The sequence below is a fragment of the Flavobacterium sp. K77 genome, assembly GCF_021608205.1.
GTDB lineage: Bacteria > Bacteroidota > Bacteroidia > Flavobacteriales > Flavobacteriaceae > Flavobacterium > Flavobacterium turcicum.
This window is the reverse complement of record NZ_JAKIHO010000001.1, coordinates 1,198,121-1,219,063: the sequence shown is the minus strand read 5'-3', so window position 1 is coordinate 1,219,063 and position 20,943 is coordinate 1,198,121. Positions and strand designations below refer to the sequence as shown.

Below are 20,943 nucleotides of genomic sequence, written 5' to 3'. Positions count from 1 at the left end.
TTCAATCATATTTTGTAGTAAAATAATTAACTTTGTAAGGAACAGTTCGACTTCAAAACTTTTAAGAATCATTAAAACCTTGTCAATGTCAGATTTCATCAATAAGCAACTACTTCAATTTTTATCATTTTTAAAGAACCCAACAGACGAAGTTTCTTTGCCTACAACAATTGCATCAAAGTTTAAAATTGTTCTTTCGTTTTTTTTACTTGAAATACCTGTAATGCTCGTTTTGATTTTAATTATTAGCGGTTTAGAAACTGCTAAATTAATTAATACAGATAATCACTCCATCGAAACCTTATTAAAAACTGTACCAACAACAGCACTTTTTTTTCTCGTTGTGATTATTGCCCCTTTATTTGAAGAACTTATTTTTAGACTTTATTTGCGCTATGAAACGAATTTATTAATTGGAACAAGCATCAGATTTAGTCAACTTTTTTTTGATAGGGAAAAAGCAGCACAATTCGATTTGGCTATGAACAGCAAATGGTCTCGGTTTTACCCGAAGATTTTCTACTTTTCGGCACTGCTATTTGGCCTTGTTCATCTCGTAAATTTTGAAATAACCCCTGCAATCCTTTTACTTTCGCCTATTATAGTGGCACCACAAATAGTATTAGGACTAGTAATTGGGTACTTAAGAGTTCGTCACGGCTTTTGGACTGGATTTTTGATGCATGCCTTCCATAATTTTGTATTCATTGGCATCAGTATCATAGCTCTTAAAACAAATCCTGACCTTGAAAAAAAGAAAATTTCGCAGCAGAAAATCATAGAATGGAACTCAAGCCAAGAATGCATAGTCCACAATACTTTAAAACACGAAAAAGTATTTCAGCTAAACAATGATAATACGTAGTAATTGTAACGAAAATAAAATTTTCCCAAACAAAAAATTGTGAGGTTTAAAATCAGCCAATTTGGTGCACAACAAGAGCATCAGCAAGGCTTTTCTCTCTCAAAAACAGATAATTTAAACTTTCTAAATAAAAACATTTTAGTCAAAACTAGGTAAGCTAATTGTAAATGTAGCTCCATTATTCACCCCTAAACTTACAGCAGAAATTTCTCCGTTAAATTTTTCTACTATTTTTTTGCAAAGATACAACCCAATACCTGTAGAATGCTCTCCTGCAGTACCAAGTCTGCTTTTACTTGTGAATTTTTGAAATAGTTCAGGCACTTTGTTGGGATCAAAACCAATACCATAATCCTTTATTTCAAAAATAATTCTTTTGTTAGCCTCAAAAATAGCAAACTCAATATGGCTGTTCTCAAATGAATACTTTAGCGCATTATCTACTACATTAACTAAAACTCTGGTAAGCAAATCAATATCAACTTTAAGCTTAACTGATTGTAGTATAACATTTTTCTGAAATACAATATTTTTAGATTTTAATTTCGCCTCCATTTCAAGTTGGATTTGTGCAACAAGAGATTCAAGAGGAACAGAAATTAATTTTTTACTTTTTTTAGTCACCTCATCCTCCGTGTGAATCAGTTTAATAAAAGAACCAATCATCTCCAATTGTTGTGTCATTGATACCTCTATCAACTGCGCATATTCTGTTACCTCCTCTGATCCTTTTTCGTCAATAATTAAAGTCGCAAGTGTCTTTGCATTTGCAGCAAAAGCTCTAAGATCATGTGATAAAAGATAAACCAAATCTTGCTTATCATCAATAAAACGCTCATTTTCAATTACAGCACTTTGTATATTTGCCAATAACAACCCTGCCTCATCTTGAAAATCAATGGGCAACTGCGGAATAATTCTTTTTTTACGATATTTTTGGAGTGCTTTAGAAGCAAGCTCAATAGGTTTTATTAACAATTTTAGCGTCCATAAAGTGATGGATGTGGCAAGCAAAGTAACAATTAGAATAAAATAAATTGCAGACTCTGCCGTAAAATGCTCTTTGCCAAAAAGCACAAAAAACACCAATCCAATTAAAGGCAAGTGAATTCCAACAAATGCAACAAACAAAAATTTGAAGGCATACCTTTTTTTAAGAAAAGAAATTTTTGATAACTGACTGTAAAAATGCATCTTATATATTTTAAATGTAAAAATGGAGGCTAAACGAAAATAATTAAATACAATAAGCTATTTCTGATTTAAATCATAAGAAAAAGTTAAAGCTTTTATGGTGATTGAAATGACGTACGATGAAATTAACTAATTGGTTTTTGTAGTATGACAAAAAGCACAAATTGACTAAAATTGTTAAATTACACAGCAATCCAATAAATTTATCAAAGTTAAAAACTCCATGAAGCAGGTACATCCTTTACTTGAAAAAAAATAGGACTTAAAAATATTTCACAATTTAAATTCAAAAAACCATTCAATCCCTTATTTTTGCAGCATGGCTAAGAAAAATACAGACAAAGTTGTCTTTCATCAAATAAAAGTCCTTGATGCTGGTGCAAAAGGCGTATCAGTAGCAAAAGCTCCTGATGGTAAAGTAATCTTCATCCCGAATGTAGTTCCGGGTGATGTAGTTGATGTACAAACCTTTAAAAAACGCAAAGCGTATTACGAAGGCAAAGCAGTACATTTTCATGAATATTCAACACATCGCGTTGATCCTGTGTGCGAGCATTTTGGTGTTTGCGGAGGATGCAAATGGCAAAACATGAATTACAACCAACAATTGTTTTACAAACAAAATGAGGTTCAAAATCATTTGCAACGCATCGGAAAAATTGAATTACCAGAGTTCGAAAATATTCTTGGATCTGAGAAGAAGTTTTTTTACAGAAACAAAATGGAGTTTTCTTTCTCCAATAGTCGCTGGTTGACTCAAGCCGAAATCGACAGTACAGACGATCTAGGGAACCGCAATGCCTTAGGTTTTCATATCCCAAAAATGTGGGATAAGATTTTGGATATTACCAAATGCCACCTTCAAGAAGATCCATCAAACGCGATTAGAAACGAAGTACGTGACTTTGCTAATGCAAACGGATTAACATTTTTCAACCCGAGAGAGCACGCTGGATTGCTAAGAACTTTAATGTTACGTACAGCTTCTACCGGAGAAATCATGGTGTTGATTCAGTTTTTTGAAGATAACAAAGAACAAAGAGAATTATTGCTTGATCATTTATACGCTAAATTTCCGCAAATTACTTCTTTACAGTTCGTAATCAACAACAAAGCGAACGATACTTTATACGACACAACCATCGAATTGTACAAAGGAAGAGATTACATCCTTGAAGAAATGGAAGGTTTAAAATTCAGCATTAATGCCAAGTCTTTTTACCAAACCAACTCTGATCAAGCTTACGAATTATACAAAATTACCCGCGATTTTGCAGGTCTTACTGGTAATGAAGTAGTGTATGATTTATACACGGGAACGGGAACTATTGCGCAATTCGTATCTAAAAAAGCGAAAAAAGTAATTGGTGTAGAAAGTGTTCCTGATGCAATTAAAGACGCCAAAGCAAATGCCGTACGAAACGAAATAACCAATTGTGAGTTTTTTGTTGGAGATATGAAAGTAGTTTTTAACGATGCTTTCATTGCACAACACGGACAACCAGATGTAATTATCACTGATCCACCACGTGACGGAATGCACAAAGATGTAATTGAACAAATCATGAAAATTGCGCCTCAACGTGTGGTTTATGTTAGTTGTAATTCGGCTACACAAGCTCGTGATTTGGCTTTAATGGATGAAAAATATAAAGTAACGCGTGTGCGTCCTGTAGATATGTTTCCGCAAACGCATCACGTTGAAAATGTTGTTCTTTTAGAGCTAAGATAAACGCGACAGTTTCATTTTTTGTCAAAATTAGCTGTGTAACCACAATAATTTTGCTTAAAAAATGTTTGCGCTCAAGTACAAAAATATGCAAATGAAAAAAATAGTAGTGTTCATCATGCTCTTGGCGTGTGTATTCTCATCTTGTGAAAAGGATGATATTTGCGATGCGAATACACCAACCACTCCCCGACTCATTATCGAATTCTATGATTTCGATAATCCTTCGGTGCTAAAAAACGTATCCAACTTGAGAGTCATTGGCCAGGGAATGACCGAACCGCTGCTGTTCGGTGGTGCTCCTACTACTAGCGCAAGCAAAATTGCTTTGCCCTTGCGAACTGTCGGTACCACCACAACATTCAGCCTGACACTCAACTCCGGAAATGCAAATCCTGCTTTGATTGACGAGGATATTATCCGTTTTGATTACAGCACACAGGAGTTATTTGTATCAAGAGCGTGCGGCTACAAAAGTAACTTTACATTAGATCCTACTACACCTTTTACACATACAGATCCGATTGCGGCTAACCAAAGATGGATCCGATTTATTTCAGTTGAAAAAAACAGTATAACTAACGAAAATGAAACACACCTTAAAATCTTTTTTTAGTAGTTTGCTTTTCTTTTCGATAGCGATCACTACTGCACAAGAAACAACAACCAAAGGAGAAATTCCGAAAGCACCCAAAGCAAAAACTGCTGCACCTTCAGTTAGTAATCAAAAACCGCTTAGCAATACAATTATCAATGATACAGTAAAAAAAGCCACTGTAGTACCACCCAAAACAGATCGTTATGGGGTAAGGGTAGGTCTTGATTTATACAAAATCACAAGAGGTTTGTATGATCGTGATTACAAAGGATTAGAACTTGTTGGAGATTACCGCTTGACTAAGAAATATTTTTTAGCAGCTGAATTAGGTAACGAAAACAAAACGACTGATGACGATCGGGTTAACTTCACCACAAAAGGTTCGTACTTGAAAGTAGGTTTTGATTACAACGGTTACGAAAATTGGCTGGATATGGAAAACATCATTTCGATTGGTTTGCGCTACGGCTTTAGTACTTTCAATCAACAATTGAATTCGTATCGAATTTACAATGCCAATCCGTATTTTCAAGAAACACCAACTATAGCTTCTGGACAAAAATTCGAGGGATTGTCAGCAAGTTGGATCGAAGTAGTGGCAGGAATAAAAGCGAAAGTTTTTGATAATGTTTTTATGGGATTCAGCCTTCGTTTAAACCGATTGGTTACTAATAAAGAACCTGATAATTTTTCAAACTTATATATTCCGGGATTCAATCGAACTTATGATGGTAATTTTGGAGTTGGATTTAATTATACCGTAACGTATTTTGTTCCTATCTTCAAAAAGAAGGTAGCACCAAAAGTAGTAATAAAAAAATAACCGCCAATTGGCGGTTATTTTTTTGATGTAGTATCAACTACGATCCTATTTCTTTGAATCCTTTTATAAAAAGCCATTTCATATACAACTTCTCGCCATCTTTAGTTTTGACAGCTTGAAATTTTGGTGCAACTAATGTTCCTATCACAAATGCGGTTAAGGGGATCCAAATCCCAGTTAAATTAGTGTATTCTGCAATGGCGTAACGCGCTGCGATAAATAAAACTGCAAAACTAGCCAATTGGTAAACAAATGCTTGTACTTGTTTTTTTGTCATTTCTTTATTTTTTTGAAAATATAAATCAACTTATATAATTAAGCCTCTTCTGCTGCTTGTTCACCGTCGGCTTTGCCAACTGCTGCAAATTTCGTTCGCTTACTACCTTCGTACATTTCGTATTTAGCCAATCGAGCTTCTAGTCCGGCATTAAATAATTTAATCTTACGAGAAGGTTTCAATCCCACAAACTTTAAGGCTTCTAGATTTGCTGTAATCATCCAAGCATTCGTACCCGGATAATTTTTCTTTAAAGTGTCACCAATATTTTTGTAAAATGCTTCCATGTGAATATCCAAACGCTCATCATACGGCGGATTGAATACGATATGCAATTTGCCTTCAGAAGTTTTTTCCGAATCGAAAAAGTTAGCTTCACTTATCGATACATAATCCTCAAGGTTAGCATTCCTGATGTTTTCTTTTGCTTTTAAAACCGCACTTGGCGCTTTGTCATAGCCTTTTATAGTGTAATGAAACTCGCGCACACGCTTAAGCAAACTATCTGTGATAGCATCGAATAAGTCATTATCCCAATCGTTCCATTTTTCAAATGCAAATTGATTTCTGTTGATATTCGCCGGAATGTTGCAAGCAATCATGGCTGCTTCGGCCAAGAAAGTCCCTGAACCACACATTGGATCTAAAAAATCCGATTGCCCATCCCAACCAGAAAGCAATAAAATACCCGCTGCCAGCACTTCATTTATAGGTGCTATGTTCGTCGCCGTTCTATAACCACGTTGGTTCAACGCATTTCCAGAAGTATCTAATGCCACCGAAACTTGATCTTTGTCAATATGAATGTTGATGCGCAAATCAGGATGCACTTTGTCAATACTTGGGCGTTGTCCCGTACGTTCTCTAAACTGATCTACAATAGCATCTTTACATTTTTGTGAAACAAACTCCGAGTGATTAAAATAGGTAGAATGCACCGTTGTGTCAATCACAAAGGTTTGATTGGCTTGCAATAATTTTGACCAATTCATGCTCGCAATACCGCGATACAAACCTTGTTCGTTATTGGCTTTAAAGAAATATATAGGTTTTAAAATTTTTAAAGCCGTACGCAAAGACAAATTCGCTTTGTACATAAAACCTTTATCCCCTTTAAAACTAACCATTCTTACACCTTGCTCCACGTTTTGTGCGCCAAGCATTTGCAATTCTTTTGCTAATATTTCTTCAAAACCAAAAAAGGTTTTGGCAATCATTTTAAAATTATTTTCCATTGTAAAATCAAGTATTCGTTGCAAAAATACACTAAATTTGCATCAATCGAATTAATTGAAAAAGAATAAATGTCTGCAGATCAAAATACGTCTCAAGAAAACCAAGAACTTTCTAAAGCCAATTGGTACACTTCCTGGTTTGACACTCCTTATTACCACATCCTTTACAAAGACCGTAATTACCGAGAAGCGCAGCTTTTCATGGATAATTTAACGCACTACCTCAACTTACCCGAAAAAGCCAAAGTATTGGATTTAGCCTGTGGCAAAGGCCGTCATTCTATTTACTTGAATCAATTAGGATTTGATGTTTTGGGTGCCGATTTATCAACCAACAGCATTGAAACAGCCAAGAAAAACGAGAATAACAATTTGCACTTCAAAGTACACGACATGCGCGTTCCTTTTGAAGAAAAATTCGATGCTATCTTTAATCTTTTTACCAGTTTTGGGTATTTTGAAAATGACGAAGACAATTTAACAACCCTAAAAGCCATCAAAGAAAGTTTATCTGAGTACGGCTTTGCAGTGATTGATTTCATGAACGTTAATCAGGTGTTGAACACACTGGTACCCGAAGAAACAAAAACCGTTGACGGAATCGATTTTCACATCACCCGTTACCTGAAGGATGGACACATTTACAAAGAAATTCAATTTCAAGACCAAGGGCAAGAATACCATTTTACCGAAAAAGTAAAAGCGCTCACTCTGATCGACTTTGAAAACCTAATGGAAGAAGCTGGAATTTATCTCTTAGACCTTTTTGGCGATTATAAATTGAAAAAATTCCATAAAACAGAGAGCGAACGATTGATTATGATTTTTAAATAGGAAACGATTGTTATGTATCACAGCTACAAAATGAAAGTGTAGTTGCAGATTAAAACAACAATTTATTCGTTAAGCAAAGCCCATGAATTACCTATTGCCCTTACTTTCTGTTTTACTTGGTTACATCATAGCACTTGCGCTAAAACCAAAAAACAAAACCAACTTAAAATTACTACTCGCCTTTAGCGGGTCGTTTTTGTTGTCGCTAACAGTCATGCACTTGCTGCCTGAAATTTACGAAAGTAGCATAAGCAATATTGGTTTGTTTATCATGCTGGGGATTTTGTTCCAAATTATCTTAGAATTCTTCTCCAAAGGCGCAGAGCACGGACACGTTCACGGCAAAGCCAGCATGAGCCAAATTCCGTGGTTGCTATTCATCAGTTTGTGCATACATGCCTTTCTGGAAGGCTTTCCGGTAAGCCATCACCACGATTTAGCATTAGGAATAGCCATACATCACCTGCCTATCGCTATTATTTTGACTACGTTTTTCATTAACGGAAATCTCAATAAAACGGCCATCTTTTTCTTCATGATCACTTTTTCGGTCATGACACCTTTGGGCACCTTTTTATCGGATTACCTGCCTATTTTAAATCAGTATTACGCCGAGCTAACCGCCATTGTGATCGGAATTTTATTTCACATTTCCTCCACCATTATTTTTGAAAGTAGCGAGGGCCACAAATTCAATATCGCCAAGGTTTCCATGATTGTAATTGGTATTGCATTGGCATATTTTTTATAAATTTACAAGGTGGGCGTGCCCGCCAAAAAAAGGCGGTCGGGCTATCCGTTGCAATCTTTTTTCATTTCGCTACCGCTGCATGATAAAAGGATTTCCGCTTTTATCCCTCACGCGCGACCCGAATCAATAGAAAATTTTGTGCTTTGGCACTCAAAATATAGTAGCAATGGAATTTACAAAAACCACCGAACAAGCCTCCAAATACGACCATTTAGAAAAAATGTCGGTTCAGGAATTGTTAACCAACATCAACCAAGAAGACCAAACCGTACCACAAGCAGTGGCAAAATCCATCCCGCAAATAGAAGCGTTAGTTCAAGAAATTGTGCGCAAAATGCAGCAAGGCGGGCGTTTGTTTTACATAGGCGCAGGAACATCCGGCCGATTAGGAGTAGTTGACGCCTCCGAGTGTCCGCCTACTTTTGGAGTTCCATTTGATTTGGTTGTAGGTATCATTGCAGGTGGCGATGCTGCGATACGCAAAGCCGTTGAAAACGCCGAAGACAATGCCACACAAGCTTGGCTTGACTTACAAGCTTTCAAAATCAATAGCAACGATGTCGTTATCGGAATCGCTGCTTCAGGCACTACGCCCTACGTAATTGGTGGTTTACAGGCTTGCAACCAAAATAACATAACAACCGGAAGCATTTCGTGCAATGCCAACAGTCCACTTTCTAAAACCGCACAATTCCCAATTGATGTGGTTGTAGGTCCTGAATTCGTAACCGGAAGTTCACGCATGAAAGCCGGAACAGCGCAAAAACTAGTGCTAAACATGATTTCGACTACAAGCATGATTCAGCTCGGAAAAGTAAAAGGAAACAAAATGGTTGATATGCAACTCAGCAACAACAAACTTGTTGATCGTGGCATTAAAATGATCATGGACGAAATTCTAGTTACCTATGAGCAAGCATCTGCCTTATTGTTGGAACATAAAAGCGTAAGACAAGCGGTGTTGAATTATGTTGCATCAAAGTCGTAGATAGCTTCCTGTATCCTGCAAAATAATCAATTCAAGAAACTAAAACAGCGATGAACGAAGAATTTATCACATTTGAAAAATTTAATGACCAAAATTCCGCAAAAGAATTTGGCGAATTGATAGCTGGACAAAATATTGAATTTGTATTAGTAGATAATTCTTTAAGTTTCGACCCAACTTTTGCCAACAATGGCTTTGGAAAAGAATACTGTATCAAGCTCAAGAAAAATGACTTTGAAAAAGCTAACAAGATACTTGCAGATAAATCGGAAAACGAAACAAATGAAATAGATAAAGATTACTACTTATTGAGTTTTAACGACGACGAATTAATTGAAGTTATTACAAAAAGTGATGAATGGAACAAGTTTGACATTTATCTTGCTAAAAAATTACTTAAAGATAAAGGCAAAGAAATTACGCCAGAAAAAATTGAAGAAATAAAAAGGCAGAGAATTATAGAATTATCAAAACCAGAAGAAGGACAAAAAGGATACATAATTTTGGGATATATAACTGCTTTTTTAGGCGGATTATTGGGAATTTTTATTGGGTGGCATTTATTAACTTATAAAAAAACATTGCCTAATGGAAACCGAATTTATGCTTATTCAGAAAATGACAGAAAACAAGGAAATCGCATTTTAACAATTGGATACATATTTTTGGCGTTTTGGTTAATAATTAGAATTTTGATATAAACAACATAAAACGACAACTGTTAATACGCAATACCAACGATTTCCTTTTTCAAATTAACGAAAATATTGTTTTATGTTTAAAAGTTGCAAAAACTAAGACCTCAAAATTACAAACTGCAAAAACTATCACTATGAGCACCAACAGAGTACTTTTATCCAAAGGAGTTAAATATTTAGCGGGTTCGTTGCCGTTACTATTTATAGGACCGTCCTTGATTTACAATGCCTTCATGAACCAAGGAAATGTTTGGCATTATTTAATTCTTGCTATAGGTATTACAGCCTGCGGTGCCGCGATGTACTGCATGTTTAAAGGCCTAAAAATAATCATGCAAAGCTTATTTAACGATTAATGGAAGAGTTACTCTATTTTCAGAAAAAATTCGATAAAATCGTGCTGCCTTCTTACAAACTCACCAACCGTGAATTTGAAGATTGTGTTTTTACTAACTGCGACTTCTCTTCAAGCAATTGGTCACAAACCACTTTTATGGATTGTGAGTTTATCGATTGTAATTTAGCACTAATTCAAACCGCTGGCTGCAGTTTAAAAAACGTACAATTTACCAATTGCAAATTGCTAGGCATTGCTTTTGACCAATGTGCTGATTTTTTGTTTCAAGTTAGTTTTCAGGATTGCAATCTAGATTACGCCTCTTTTGCCAATAAAAAAATGCCGAAAACTAATTTTATTGCCTGTTCCCTCAAGGAAGTTAGTTTTGTTAGCAGTACTCTTACGAGCTCTAGTTTTGAAGACAGTATACTGGAAGGCGCAATTTTTAACAATACGCAACTAGCCTCGGTAGATTTTACCAAAGCAAGCAATTATAAAATTGACCCCGAATACAACCCTATGCGCAAAGCCAAATTTTCGGCGCAAGGAATTGTGGGATTATTGGATAAATATGATATCAAAATAGTTTAATTTTACCCCAGATGGCAGTGAAAACAGGGTTGCTATTTTTTGCGTTCTTTTTCTTGGCCAAAAAGAGCGACCAACGGAAGCTCCTTTTGGGACAGTAGAAAAAAAGCAAAAAACGCAGCACGTTGTAACGAACAGCTGGAATAGGTTCTAAAAAAAATTAAGAATGAAAAAAATTATTGCATTAGTAAGTATTTTTATGTTGGCTTCCTGCTACGAGCAAGAACGCAATTGTAAGGATTTTAAAACTGGAAAATTCAAGTTTGAATACGAGGTAGATGGCGTTAAAAAAACGACTGTTTTTGAGCGCAACGACAGTATTGAAATTGAAACTTTTGAGGGAAAAACAGATACAGCTAGTATTAGATGGGTGAATGATTGCGAATATGTTTTGCTCAAATTGCATCCAAAAAATATGGCCGAAGAAAAAGCGATTGGTATGAAAATTTTAACCACTACTAAGGATTCTTACACATTTGAATTCGGGATGGTAGGCTCCGATGCTAAGCAACGCGGTACGGTAACTAAAATTAATGATTAAAGTAGACTTTTAAACACTATAAAATGGAAGTATTTTTGAACCCAGATGCTTGGGTAGCCTTATTAACGTTGACTTTTCTTGAAATTGTATTAGGAATTGACAACATTATTTTTATTTCGATTGCAACGGGTAAATTGCCAGTAGAACAACGCAAAAAAGCCACCAAAATTGGTATGTTTTTGGCCATGTTCATGCGTATTGCACTATTGTTTGGTATCAATATTTTGATTCAAATGAAAGAGCCTTGGTTTCATATTGATTTGCCTTGGTTTTCGGCAGGAATTACAGGACAGAGTTTGATTCTGTTTGGCGGTGGATTGTTCTTAATTTACAAAAGCACCAACGAAATTAGAGAGAAAGTGGACGAAAAAGGCCATGAAGAAAAAGAGCTTGGAAAAGCGGCTACTAAATCGTTTCAAAATGTAATTTTTCAGATTATTTTAATTGACCTTGTCTTTTCTTTTGATAGTATTTTAACTGCCGTGGGAATGACCAATGGCGTTGAAGGTGCTCTTTATATAATGATTACTGCTGTAGTAATTTCGGTACTTATAATGATGCAGTTTGCAGTTCCTGTTGGGAATTTTGTAAACAAACATCCGTCGATTCAAATTTTGGGATTGTCATTTTTGATCTTAATTGGGATGATGCTACTTACTGAAAGTGCGCATTTATCTAACGCTTTGATCTTTGGAAGTCATGTGACTCCTGTGCCAAAAGGTTACTTGTACTTTGCGATTTCGTTTTCATTATTAGTAGAAGTACTGAATATGAAAATGAATAAAAGTAAAAGTAAATCGTGAGAAGTGAATCGTGAGAGTGAGTTGTGAGAAGTGAATGGTGAGTTGTGAATGGTGAGTTGTGAGAAGTGAATTCGAATTCATTTATTAATAGAATGCCCCCAAGTAGTGTAACACTGTTTGGGGGCATTTTTTATGGAGAATAAATTAATCTAAACTCATGGTGATTTGACCATCATCGTCAAGTTGTACCGGACCGGCGTCTTCATCGCTTAAAACAGCTGTTTCAGGAACCTCTTCTACGGGTTCTTCATACGGCAGTGGATCTAGCAAATTGACTTGTTTTAATTTATCAGTAGTCAATTGATTACCCTGTGCTTTGAATCCTTTTACGGCGATAAAAGCCTCTACGTCTACAATTTGATTTTCTTTTTGAACGCCTTTTACCTTTGCAAAAATCAATTCAGCCACGGGTCTATAATCGGTTGAAACAATTTCGAGTCTGGAATTAGCATGCTCTGAGATGAAAGCTTCTTCTTTGTTCTCGGTTTCTACTAAAAAGCGTTTGATGTAATAGCGTTCTTTTTCGCCGTCGTAATAAATAGCCGAGATAGGTTTTTTAGGATTCCATTTCTCTAAAACAATCATGTCTTGATCAAAATGTGTGGTTAATTCAGGTGTAATCACTTTTAATTTACCTGATTGCGACACGATTAAAATTTTGTCTGAAGGTCTGAATTCACCCAGTAATTCGCCACGTCCGTCTACATTTAAACGTTGTACCGTATCGTCAAACCAGACTTTACGAGGCAACAAAGTAGAAATTCCTTTTTCTTTCAGTTCAATCTTTTTGATTGGGTATTTGGTGACTAAATTTCCTTTTGAACTTCGCCCTTTGATGGCTAAGTTAGCAAAGTCAATATCAAATTTTAATTTTTTGATCGTTCCCACCTGACGCAACAAAATGGTAATTACCTCAGCCTCTCCGTTTGGATTGCATGAAAAGTATACTATTTGAGATCCGGCAGTTTCATTGGTTAAATCATACGCTTTATCACGCGTAACGCCCGATACATTAAAACGTTTGATGTACGATGGACCCGATTTTCCGTCGCGGTAAATCAAGTTGTAAATCGTACGCTTGTCGCTTTTGTCAAAAATAGCTACGTGAATAATATCTTTTCCTACGAAAGTCTTTGCATCGACTTTGGTGATCATCATTTTTCCATCGCGCATAAACACAATAACATCGTCAATATCAGAACAATCAGTAACGTATTCGTCTTTCTTTAAACTCGTACCCACAAAACCTTCTTCGCGGTTGACATACAGTTTGGTGTTGCGTAAGACTACTTTTGTTGCTTCGATATCATCAAAAATGCGCAATTCGGTTTGGCGTTCGCGTCCTTTACCGTACTTCTCTTTTAACTTTGTGAAATAAGCAATTGCAAAGTCATTTAAGTTCGCTAAATGATGCTCTACTTCTTGCATTTCAGCTTCTAACTTGGCAATCATATCGTCAGCCTTATCCGAATCAAAGCGTGTAATACGAATCATCGGAATTTGCGTTAAGCGCTGTAAATCGTCATCATTAATTTCTCTGACAAATGATTTTTTGAAAGGCTCAAAACGATCGTATAAGTATTTGTAAAGCGATTCTCTATCCGAATACAATTTGAAATCGATGTACATTTCTTCTCGAATAAATATCTTTTCGAGCGTAGAAAAATGCCACTTATTTTTTAATTCTTCAAGCTGAATTTCGAGTTCTTGTTTTAATAAATCAACTGTTCTGTGTGTTGAAATACGCAACATTTCAGACACTCCAATAAACAAAGGTTTGTTATCTTCAATCACACAGCCCAAAGGCGCAACTGATGTTTCGCAAGCTGTAAAGGCAAACAAGGCATCAATGGTTTTATCTGGAGAAACTCCTGGAAAAAGATGAATTAAAATTTCAACTTCGGCAGCAGTATTGTCTTCAATTTTTTTGATTTTAATTTTGCCTTTTTCATTAGCTTTCAAAATACTATCAATCAAAGTAGTCGTATTGGTCGAAAACGGAATTTGAGTAATCACCAACGTATTCTTATCCAACTGGGCAATTTTAGCACGAACGCGTACACGTCCGCCACGCATTCCGTCATTGTAATTCGATACATCAGCAATACCTTGCGTCAAGAAATCTGGATATAAGGTAAATGATTTTCCTTTTAATATTTTAACCGAAGCATCGAGCAATTCGTTGAAATTGTGCGGCAACACTTTCGTGGAAAGTCCTACAGCAATACCTTCTGCTCCTTGTGCCAAAAGCAAAGGGAACTTTACCGGAAGATTGTTTGGTTCTGCACGACGACCGTCATACGAAACACCCCAATCGGTAATTTTTGGAGAATACAAAACCTCCAAAGCAAACTTAGACAAACGCGCCTCAATGTAACGCGAAGCCGCAGCACCATCACCTGTTAGGATATTTCCCCAGTTTCCTTGGCAGTCAATCAACAAATCTTTTTGACCAATTTGCACCATGGCGTCACCAATACTCGCATCTCCGTGTGGGTGATACTGCATGGTATGCCCTACTACATTGGCTACCTTATTATAACGACCGTCATCCAACTCTTTAAGCGAGTGCATGATACGGCGTTGAACGGGCTTGAAACCATCTTCAATAGCTGGTACGGCGCGTTCCAGAATTACATACGAAGCATAATCCAGAAACCAGTCTTTGTACATGCCCGTAACCTTGGTTATGGTATCGCCTTCTTCGTTATTGTTTTCGTAAAAATGCTGCATGCCACTCGAGGTTTTTATGTCTTCGAAACCAGATTCACTCGTGGTCTCATTCGACTGTTCGTTATTCTCGTCTTCGTTTGGAATGATGTTATCGTCTTCTTCGTCTTTCATTTATTGAAATATTTTCTAATGGAAGTTGGAACTTTCACATTCCATAAATTTTCGTCGAGATGAAAAGCGTGAAATGTATTTTCATTTGTATTTTCATCAGGAAATAATATGTATTTTTGGTTTGATAAATCGTCAAAATTCACATGAAAACTAGCTCTTTTTCTTAAATCAAAAATTGCGAAATCAAGCAAATCTTGTGATTCTTCATCCGTAGTTAATAATTGTGATTCACCACTTTGTGCAAGTATTAAGGTTCCATTATTTTTTCTCCTACCATGTTTTGTATAATTTGGATTGAAATTCCTTTTTGGCAATTTTGAATTTATAAAAGACCATACTTGTTGAGCATTATTGAATTGACCTATTTCCTCATTAACTGTTTTTGAAAAGTTAATATTGATTTTATTATCTTCATAAATAAAATTTTCAACACCTTCAAATTTACCAAAAACATCTTTTATTTTATCTTTAAATCTTGGTTTGTAGTTATCCCCTTCAATATTTTTCATTGCATCTTGGAATGCTAATTTGTTATAAAATGTTTGAATATTTACTTGGAGAGGCACTTCAAACAACATCTGAAAATTTTTGATAGTTTCAATATCCAATCCTTCAGTAAAAAAAATATCATCTATATAAAACACAAAATTATGCTCCATTATTATAAGTCAAATAAAAAGTCAGTATCAATTGTACTTTGATCAAAAAATCCTTCTGGTGCAAAGCTAATTCTTCCACCTTCTTTCACTTCCACTTTATTAGCTACAGAACAATGATAATTTTCATCTCTTTCAAATTGATAAATACTAACATTATCTTTATCTATTCCTCTTTTAGTCTCTTCGAATAATTTAGATTGCACTAAAATTCCATTAATAATGTGATCCGAATGTGTTTCTATAATAATTTGAATGCCTGCTTGCGATGCCAAACATATCAATTCATTAAGTTTTGAAATTCCTTTTGGATGTAAATGTGCCTCTGGATTTTCGATGATAATTAGAGCACCTTTCTTGGCTGAAAGGATAGCTACTAGAATAGGTAGAGTGTAAGAAAGTCCGAAACCAACGTTAGATGAAGAAAACTCTTGTGTTTGCCCATAATCTGGCACATCAAAACTGTATCTAATTTCATAATTCTCCCCAACTTTTTTAGGCAGAACATTTACCCCCTTACTTATTTCTCTTTCCCAAGCCGTAACCTGACTCAATAAGTATGGGTCGCTTTCTGACCAATGATGTAAATCTTGATTTACTTTTAAATCTTTTTGATATTCATATAAAAAGTGGGCAGTCAGTTCTCCCTTTCCTAACCTGATAGAAATTTGTTTATTGGATGAAACTTCGTAATCATCTGACTCATATTCAGCTATTCTAGCAGCACTTATATATTGAAAATCATTGGTAAACAGTGAAAGATTTTCATAACCAGAACTATCATCAATATCATTTATTCTATTCAAAAAGTCATACTCTTTTGAAGCATCAAACATCCAAGAATATTCCTTATTTTCATCTGCTATAACAAAAACAATTTCATTCTTGTTTTCGCCATCATTAAACTCGTGTAAAGCATCTTTTGTTTTTCCGATATCGCAAAGAGGTTTATTTAGGCTCAAATGTTCTTGCAACTTACTTTTATTATGTGTTTGCTTTAATAACAAAAGACTTTGAATTAAGGAAGATTTTCCTACACCATTTTCTCCACAAAATACAGAGAGATTTTTTAATTGAACCGTTGTATCTTTATGCGATTTAAAATTTACTATTCGTAATAAATTAATCATTTTCTACTGTTTCTTTAATAATTCTTTCAATGTCGGAAAATCGTTGTGTAACCAAATCTTTTTGTGCTGTCCCCTGAGAAATGGATCGCACAAACTTTCCGTCTTTAGCATTATGAAGTTCAATTAATTTTTGCTTAAAAATATTTTTTTTAGCCTTAATTATTTCTCGATTACCTAACGATAATTTTGCCAAATTAACACTTAAAACCTCAAAAAGTGCTTTGTTTATTGGCTTTCGCTTATCTGTTTTACTAAATCTTTTTCGGAAAGCATCATTGCCAAAAATATGATAAGCTAAATTCATAGCACTTTTAAAATCGAATTTTAAATTTTCAATCTCCGCTTTATTTAACTCTTTTATTCTTTCCATTCCTTTATTCAAAAAAGAATCTAAATCTGGTTTGTATTCTTGATATGGAATAAGATAAAAAGCAACAAATCTTGTTACAAAATCTCGATCTTCCATTCGTGTTGAGTTAATTCGATTTTCTGTTACTTTAACAAATGCTTTGCCTTCGTCCGTTGCTTTTAAATCTACAACTGTTCCGTCGCTATTTTTTCGAATACGAATTGCTCCATCTGAAGTGTTGTTATTTACACCTCTAGCCAAATCAGCAATTAACTCTGCGGGTATTCCTTGATTTATGGCATGGCGTATTTCTTGTGGAGTCAGCATTAAACCTCCGGTATTTACCCTTTTAAAAATATGAAATTTTACCTCTACGGGAGTTGTTTTCTCGATGATATAAATTGTTATACCAAATCTTGTAATCCTTTTTTGCAACGGATTCGGTAAATCGTCAAATTTAAAACCATTATATTCTGTCAAAAATTCTAAACCTGTTAGAACAAGATTCTTCTCAACCAAAAAAGCATATATAGTGCTTATACGCTGCAATCCATCAATTACTTCCCAGTTATTTTCTTCTTTTTCATTAAAATAAAATGTTGGAATTGGTAAATTTAAAAGTAACGATTCTATAAATTGACTCTTTTTTTCATTATTCCATAAACCCGGTAATCTTTGAAATTCAGTATCTAAATCAATCGTTTTATCTTCTAAATCTTGTACAATTTGTCCAACAGAATAAGACTTTGTTACTACTTTAATTTTGTTTGGATCAAAAGGAATTTCGATAATAACATCTTCATTTCCTTCTTCAACTTCAATATCGCTTTCTAATTCTTCTTTATCTAAAATCATAATTATAAATTTTATTTATTTAATTTTCAAAACCCATTTGAAACAAAAATAACATACTAAGATCTTAAACCTCCTCTACCAAAGCATCCAGCTCCACCTTCAAGTTCTTAATAATAAAATCTTGTCGGTCTGGTGTATTTTTACCCATGTAGAAAGACAATAACTGCTCAATCGACGTATTTTTATCCATCATAATAGGATCTAAACGAATGGTTTCTCCAATAAAATTCTTGAACTCATCTGGCGAAATTTCTCCCAAACCTTTAAATCGGGTGATTTCTGGTTTTGGTTTTAGTTTTTCGATGGCATCTTTTCGCTCTTCTTCAGAGTAACAATAAATGGTCTCCTTCTTGTTTCGAACTCTAAAAAGTGGTGTCTGCAAAATATACAAATGTCCTTCTTTGATTAATTCTGGGAAGAATTGCAAGAAAAAAGTAATCAACAACAATCGAATGTGCATTCCATCGACATCTGCATCGGTAGCGATGACAATATTGTTGTAACGCAACTTTTCGAGACCGTCCTCGATATCCAAGGCTGCTTGCAGTAAGTTAAACTCTTCGTTTTCGTACACAATTTTTTTACTCATTCCGTAGGAGTTCAGCGGCTTTCCACGCAAACTAAAAACCGCTTGCGTATTCACATCACGCGATTTGGTAATGGATCCCGAAGCCGAATCTCCCTCAGTAATAAAAAGTGTACTTTCTAAGTTTCTAGGATTTTTAGTATCCGGCAAGTGCGCACGACAATCTCGTAATTTTTTATTGTGTAGATTGGCCTTTTTAGCACGATCTGTAGCTAGTTTTCTAATTCCAGATAACTCTTTTCGCTCACGCTCTGCCTGCAAAATTTTACGCAATAACGCTTCTGCAGTGGGTGGATTTTTATGTAAATAGTTATCTAACTTATTCTTGATAAAATCGTTTACAAACGTACGAACAGAAACTGGCGGCGTGCCATCATCTGATCCCATATCTGTGGAACCTAATTTGGTTTTGGTCTGAGACTCAAAAACGGGCTCCATTACCTTGATACTAATGGCACTCACAATCGATTTTCGCACATCCGATGCTTCGAAGTTTTTGTTGTAAAACTCACGAATGGTTTTTACAATGGCTTCTCTGTAAGCTGCCAAGTGCGTTCCTCCTTGTGTTGTGTTTTGCCCGTTTACGAACGAGTGGTATTCCTCACTGTATTGCGTTTTACTGTGAGTAAGCGCAATTTCTATATCGTGTTCCTTGAGGTGAATAATTGGGTATTCTTGGTCTTCGACATTGATTGTTTCTTCTAATAAATCGCGAAGCCCGTTTTCCGAAATGTATTTTTCGCCATTAAAAATAATCGTCAAGCCATTGTTCAAGTAACAATAGTTTTTGACCATTTTGATCACATATTCCATTCGGAATTTGTAATTTTTAAAAATGGTTTCATCAGGCATAAAAGTTACTTTAGTTCCTTTACGCTTGGTGGTATCAATTATATCTTCTTCAAGGACTAAATTTCCAGCCGAAAACTCAGCGGCTTTTTGCTTGTCATCTCGAACTGATTCTACCCTAAAATAATTCGACAAAGCATTGACAGCCTTGGTACCCACACCGTTCAAACCAACCGATTTCTGGAATGCTTTCGAGTCGTATTTACCACCCGTATTCATTTTCGAAACCACATCAACGACTTTCCCTAACGGAATTCCGCGGCCGTAATCACGCACCGAAACCGTTTTGTCGCGAATAGTTACCTCAATCGTTTTGCCCGAACCCATGACAAACTCATCGATACAGTTGTCAAGAACTTCTTTTAATAAAATATAAATACCGTCATCTGGCGAGGAGCCATCACCTAATTTCCCGATATACATCCCGGGACGCATACGGATGTGCTCTTTCCAGTCGAGTGACCGAATATTATCTTCGGTATATTGATTTTGATTGGACATGGTAAAAATTGTGGATTTTAACTTCGTTCAGTTAGGCCTTCGCTATCCGCCTAGCCCTCGAAAGCGCTAATATAGCGCATCTCAAACTATATAAAAAGCAGATGCTGGCAAAGTTATTAAAAATGATATTGACAACGAAACCCCACCAACAATTTTGAAATCAGGGCCTGAATTTACTTCACTCTAAAAGTCTTGCTTTTTTTCATTTAGGACCACCAAAATCCTCCTTTCAAGACACTCTCTCCCGCCATTCGCTATATCTTGTGCCGGTATAAATGCCACAGGCACAAGGATGCCGCTGCTGTCGGGGGTAATGAGACGAGTATATTTTTTTTTTGCTATTTAGCCAGCGGTTTGCAATTAAAAAAGAAAAATCAATTTTCTCAATTCCAAATCCAAATCTTCATTTTTAATCACGCCTTTTTCAAGATCGAAATTATCATTAAAACTAGGCAACGAGAAAGTTGCTTTCACATCAGCGCCGTAGCGCGGAAAAGCATTTTTAGCAATTTCTAAAACCGAAGCACCACCGCGTGCTCCCGGCGAAGTAGCCAGCAATAGCATTGGTTTGTCTTGAAAAACTTTGGGAGTAATTCGAGAACACCAATCGTAAATATTTTTGAAGGCCGCCGAATAATTGCCATTGTGCTCTGCCATTGACACCACCAACAAATCAGCTGTAGAAACCGTTTGTAAAAAGGCTTTAGCCAATTCATGTTGGCCAATTTCGGCTTCTAAATCAATGCTAAAAAGCGGCATTTGATAATCGTTTAAATCAATAACTTGAACTTCAGTTGCACCAAAAAAACTTGCTGCATAAGTTGCCAAGTGTTTATTAATTGAGTTTTTACTGTTGCTAGCGCCAAAAGCGATTATTTTCATAGGATTGGTTTATGTGTGAATAATGTAACT

The 20,943-nt window shown here is 35.6% G+C and carries 21 protein-coding genes; 12 read left to right on the top strand and 9 right to left on the bottom strand.

What is annotated here, in order from left to right; all coding sequences use genetic code 11:
* Nucleotides 1-85: 85 nt before the first annotated feature.
* Entirely contained in the window at nt 86-865 is a 780-nt protein-coding gene (locus L1S34_RS05400; RefSeq protein ID WP_236363129.1) for a CPBP family intramembrane glutamic endopeptidase, read from the top strand.
* A gap of 138 nt (nt 866-1,003) precedes the next feature.
* On the opposite strand, the gene L1S34_RS05395 is transcribed toward L1S34_RS05400, so the two are convergent.
* Nucleotides 1,004-2,059 carry a sensor histidine kinase gene (locus L1S34_RS05395; protein ID WP_236363128.1) on the bottom strand — a complete coding sequence of 352 codons (1,056 nt, stop codon included), beginning with the start codon at nt 2,057-2,059 and terminating at the stop codon, nt 1,004-1,006.
* A 319-nt stretch (nt 2,060-2,378) separates the two neighbouring features.
* Between L1S34_RS05395 and rlmD the strand changes: the two genes are divergently transcribed.
* From rlmD to L1S34_RS05380, 3 genes are all read left to right on the top strand, one after another.
* Nucleotides 2,379-3,791 carry a 23S rRNA (uracil(1939)-C(5))-methyltransferase RlmD gene (rlmD, locus tag L1S34_RS05390; protein ID WP_166137463.1) on the top strand — a complete coding sequence of 471 codons (1,413 nt, stop codon included), beginning with the start codon at nt 2,379-2,381 and terminating at the stop codon, nt 3,789-3,791.
* Between the two features lie 115 nt (nt 3,792-3,906).
* On the top strand, nt 3,907-4,404 hold the full coding sequence (locus L1S34_RS05385; RefSeq protein WP_236363189.1) for a DUF6452 family protein: 498 nt from the start codon (nt 3,907-3,909) through the stop codon (nt 4,402-4,404).
* On the top strand, nt 4,376-5,209 hold the full coding sequence (locus tag L1S34_RS05380) for a DUF6048 family protein (RefSeq protein ID WP_236363127.1): 834 nt from the start codon (nt 4,376-4,378) through the stop codon (nt 5,207-5,209). Before L1S34_RS05385 ends, L1S34_RS05380 begins: the two co-directional genes overlap by 29 nt.
* A 37-nt stretch (nt 5,210-5,246) precedes the next feature.
* Here L1S34_RS05380 and L1S34_RS05375 read toward each other — a convergent pair whose 3' ends face one another.
* Together L1S34_RS05375 and L1S34_RS05370 are read right to left on the bottom strand one after the other, a co-directional pair.
* On the bottom strand, nt 5,247-5,486 hold the full coding sequence (locus L1S34_RS05375; protein WP_236363126.1) for a hypothetical protein: 240 nt from the start codon (nt 5,484-5,486) through the stop codon (nt 5,247-5,249).
* A 38-nt stretch (nt 5,487-5,524) separates the two neighbouring features.
* The gene (locus L1S34_RS05370; RefSeq protein ID WP_236363125.1) at nt 5,525-6,721 is read right to left on the bottom strand and encodes a THUMP domain-containing class I SAM-dependent RNA methyltransferase; all 1,197 of its coding nucleotides are present in this window, start codon (nt 6,719-6,721) and stop codon (nt 5,525-5,527) included.
* A 69-nt stretch (nt 6,722-6,790) separates the two neighbouring features.
* On the opposite strand from L1S34_RS05370, the gene L1S34_RS05365 reads away from it, so the two are divergent.
* From L1S34_RS05365 to L1S34_RS05330, 8 genes are all read left to right on the top strand, one after another.
* The gene (locus L1S34_RS05365) at nt 6,791-7,555 is read left to right on the top strand and encodes a class I SAM-dependent methyltransferase (RefSeq protein WP_236363124.1); all 765 of its coding nucleotides are present in this window, start codon (nt 6,791-6,793) and stop codon (nt 7,553-7,555) included.
* 82 nt (nt 7,556-7,637) lie between these two features.
* Complete coding sequence (locus tag L1S34_RS05360; protein WP_166137448.1) at nt 7,638-8,306, top strand: ZIP family metal transporter; 669 nt, start codon at nt 7,638-7,640, stop codon at nt 8,304-8,306.
* A gap of 166 nt (nt 8,307-8,472) precedes the next feature.
* On the top strand, nt 8,473-9,294 hold the full coding sequence (gene murQ / locus L1S34_RS05355) for an N-acetylmuramic acid 6-phosphate etherase (protein WP_236363123.1): 822 nt from the start codon (nt 8,473-8,475) through the stop codon (nt 9,292-9,294).
* 50 nt (nt 9,295-9,344) lie between these two features.
* Entirely contained in the window at nt 9,345-9,995 is a 651-nt protein-coding gene (locus L1S34_RS05350) for a hypothetical protein (RefSeq protein ID WP_236363122.1), read from the top strand.
* Nucleotides 9,996-10,126: 131 nt separating this feature from the next.
* Nucleotides 10,127-10,348: a DUF6095 family protein gene (locus tag L1S34_RS05345; RefSeq protein ID WP_236363121.1), complete on the top strand. Its 222-nt coding sequence runs from the start codon at nt 10,127-10,129 to the stop codon at nt 10,346-10,348.
* Nucleotides 10,348-10,920, top strand: a complete 573-nt coding sequence (locus L1S34_RS05340; RefSeq protein ID WP_236363120.1) for a pentapeptide repeat-containing protein — start codon at nt 10,348-10,350, stop codon at nt 10,918-10,920. Before L1S34_RS05345 ends, L1S34_RS05340 begins: the two co-directional genes overlap by 1 nt.
* Before the next feature lie 163 nt (nt 10,921-11,083).
* On the top strand, nt 11,084-11,458 hold the full coding sequence (locus tag L1S34_RS05335) for a DNA topoisomerase IV (RefSeq protein WP_166137433.1): 375 nt from the start codon (nt 11,084-11,086) through the stop codon (nt 11,456-11,458).
* Nucleotides 11,459-11,481: 23 nt separating this feature from the next.
* Entirely contained in the window at nt 11,482-12,261 is a 780-nt protein-coding gene (locus tag L1S34_RS05330) for a TerC family protein (protein ID WP_236363119.1), read from the top strand.
* Nucleotides 12,262-12,405: 144 nt separating this feature from the next.
* On the opposite strand, the gene L1S34_RS05325 is transcribed toward L1S34_RS05330, so the two are convergent.
* The 6 genes from L1S34_RS05325 to L1S34_RS05300 form a co-directional block, all read right to left on the bottom strand.
* Nucleotides 12,406-15,105, bottom strand: coding sequence for a DNA gyrase/topoisomerase IV subunit A (locus tag L1S34_RS05325; protein WP_236363118.1), 2,700 nt, complete (start codon nt 15,103-15,105; stop codon nt 12,406-12,408).
* Nucleotides 15,102-15,764: a hypothetical protein gene (locus L1S34_RS05320; RefSeq protein ID WP_236363117.1), complete on the bottom strand. Its 663-nt coding sequence runs from the start codon at nt 15,762-15,764 to the stop codon at nt 15,102-15,104. The genes L1S34_RS05325 and L1S34_RS05320 overlap by 4 nt, the downstream gene beginning before the upstream one ends.
* 2 nt (nt 15,765-15,766) lie before the next feature.
* Nucleotides 15,767-16,891, bottom strand: a complete 1,125-nt coding sequence (locus L1S34_RS05315) for an AAA family ATPase (protein WP_236363116.1) — start codon at nt 16,889-16,891, stop codon at nt 15,767-15,769.
* Entirely contained in the window at nt 16,884-18,095 is a 1,212-nt protein-coding gene (locus tag L1S34_RS05310) for a DUF262 domain-containing protein (RefSeq protein WP_236363115.1), read from the bottom strand. Before L1S34_RS05310 ends, L1S34_RS05315 begins: the two co-directional genes overlap by 8 nt.
* Before the next feature lie 64 nt (nt 18,096-18,159).
* Nucleotides 18,160-20,031, bottom strand: a complete 1,872-nt coding sequence (locus L1S34_RS05305) for a DNA topoisomerase IV subunit B (RefSeq protein ID WP_236363114.1) — start codon at nt 20,029-20,031, stop codon at nt 18,160-18,162.
* A gap of 360 nt (nt 20,032-20,391) precedes the next feature.
* Nucleotides 20,392-20,913 carry an NADPH-dependent FMN reductase gene (locus L1S34_RS05300; RefSeq protein WP_236363113.1) on the bottom strand — a complete coding sequence of 174 codons (522 nt, stop codon included), beginning with the start codon at nt 20,911-20,913 and terminating at the stop codon, nt 20,392-20,394.
* Nucleotides 20,914-20,943 lie beyond the last annotated feature (30 nt).